The sequence below is a fragment of the Kitasatospora sp. NPDC001664 genome (assembly GCF_053596675.1).
Window position 1 is genome coordinate 1 of the sequence record NZ_JBSFGS010000090.1, and the last position, 2,074, is coordinate 2,074.

At 70.4% G+C, this 2,074-nt stretch carries 1 protein-coding gene; it reads left to right on the top strand.

Features of this window, described 5'->3' with window-relative positions; all coding sequences use genetic code 11:
• A partial coding sequence (locus tag ACWCYY_RS40795; RefSeq protein WP_449798978.1) for a DNRLRE domain-containing protein occupies nt 1-2,074 on the top strand: 2,074 nt, incomplete at both ends.

The following is a 2,074-nucleotide window of genomic DNA, read 5'->3' on the forward strand; positions in this document are numbered from 1 at the left end:
ACCTGGTGCTGGAGGCCACCCGGACCGGCTTCGAGCAGTACCTGATCGTCAAGGACCGCTCGGCGGTCTCCCAGGCCGGCACCCTCACCCTGCCGGTGGACACCACCGGCTACACCGTCGAGCGCAAGCCCGACGGCGGCCTGGAGCTCGTCGCCACCTCGGCCGACAAGGCACCCGTCCGGATTCCGGCACCGGTGATGTGGGACGACGCCCTGGACGAGAAGTCCGGCGAGCACCTGCACCGCGGCCCGGTCTCGATGGAGCTGCGCGGCCAGGGCAAGGACGCCGAGCTGGTGTTCACCCCGGACGCGGCGTACCTGGCCGACCCGAAGACCCGGTTCCCCGTCACGGTCGACCCGGTGGTGGAGCTCGGCACCACCTTCGACACCTTCGTGCAGACCAACTTCGGCACCGACCAGTCCTCCTCGACGGAGCTGAAGGTCGGCAGCTACGACGGCGGATCCTCGATCGCCCGCTCCTTCGTGCAGTTCCCGATCTCCAGCTTCAAGGGGAAGCAGGTCCTGGGGGCCACCCTCAGCCTCTACAACTTCCACTCGTACTCCTGCAGCGCCAGGGAGTGGGAGGTCTGGAACACCAACGACGCCTCCACCTCGACCCGGTGGAACTCGCAGCCGCAGTGGGGCCGGGAGTACGCGTACTCCTTCGAGACCCGGGACGTGGACACCGGCACCGACAGCCACCAGTGCACCAACTCCGACGGCACCGGCTGGGTCAACGCCAACATCACCCAGCTCGCCGCGGACTGGGCCGGCAACGGCAACAACTACGGCACGCTGGGCCTGAAGGCCGACAACGAGTCGGACTCCTACGCCTGGAAGAAGTTCTCCTCCACCGAGGGCGGCGCGGTCCCGCACATCGCGGTGACGTACAACTCCGTGCCGCCGACGCCGAGTTCGGTCGACGTACTGCCGTCGGTGCCGGGCAACCCGGCCTACACCAGCTCCACCACGCCGATGTTCCAGGTCCTCGCGGCTGACGCCGACGGCGGCACCGTGGGCGTCAACATCGACCTCTGGAAGGGCTCCACCTTCGTCAACGGCATCTACCGGTCGGTCCCGGCCGGCAGCTACCTCCAGGTGCGGCCCTCGGACCTGAGCGTCCCCGCGCTGGACGAGGGCGGCAGCTACTCGGTCTGGGCCCGGATCAGCGACGCCAACTCCCAGTCCGGCTGGGTCGGCACCTCCTTCGTGGTCGACACCGTCAAGCCCGGCGCGCCCATCGTCACCTCGCCGACCTACCCGGCCGACGGCCTGTGGCACGGCGGGGCCGGACAGGCGGGCCAGTTCACCTTCACCCCGCCGGCGAACACCACCGACCTGATCGGGTTCGTCCACTCCCTGGACGGCGGGGCACCGGTGACGGTCGCCGCCACCCAGACCGTCACCACCTCCATCACCCCGGCCACCGACGGCAAGCACACCCTGGTCGTGCAGGCCAAGGACCGGGCGGGGAACCTCTCCGACGCGACCACCTTCGCCTTCCAGGTGGGCCGCGCCGGTCTGACCTCGCCGGTCGACGGCAGCCAGTCCGCCAAGCGCGTGAAGCTCTCGGTGGACGCGCAGGCCGACCTCAAGCGGGTGGTCTACCAGTACCGCCGCGGCCCCGGGGCCACCGAGTACAACGTGCCGCTCACCAACCTCACCAAGGCGGACAACACCCCGGTCACCGACCCCAAGCCGCGCCTGGCGGACCTCGGCACGCACGCCAACTGGACGGTGGTCGACACCCTCGGCAACGTCGGCGGCGTGGTCCAGGTCCAGGCCCTGATGTTCCCCGAGGACGGCTCCGGCGCCGGTACCGCCACCGGCTGGAACACCATGACGGTGGACCAGAACGCCGACGGCGCCGCCGGCGTCACGGTGGGCCCCGGCTCGGTCAACCTGCTCACCGGTGACTACACCTTCGACGCCACGGACGCCAACGAGAGCGGGATGGCGGTCAAGCGCACCTTCTCCTCGCGCGGCCTCGGCCGTGGTTGGCAGCCCCAGGGCGAGCGTCTGACGGCCGCTCAGCGCCAGGTCACCGACCTGACCGGCTTCGTGGCCGGCCCGGC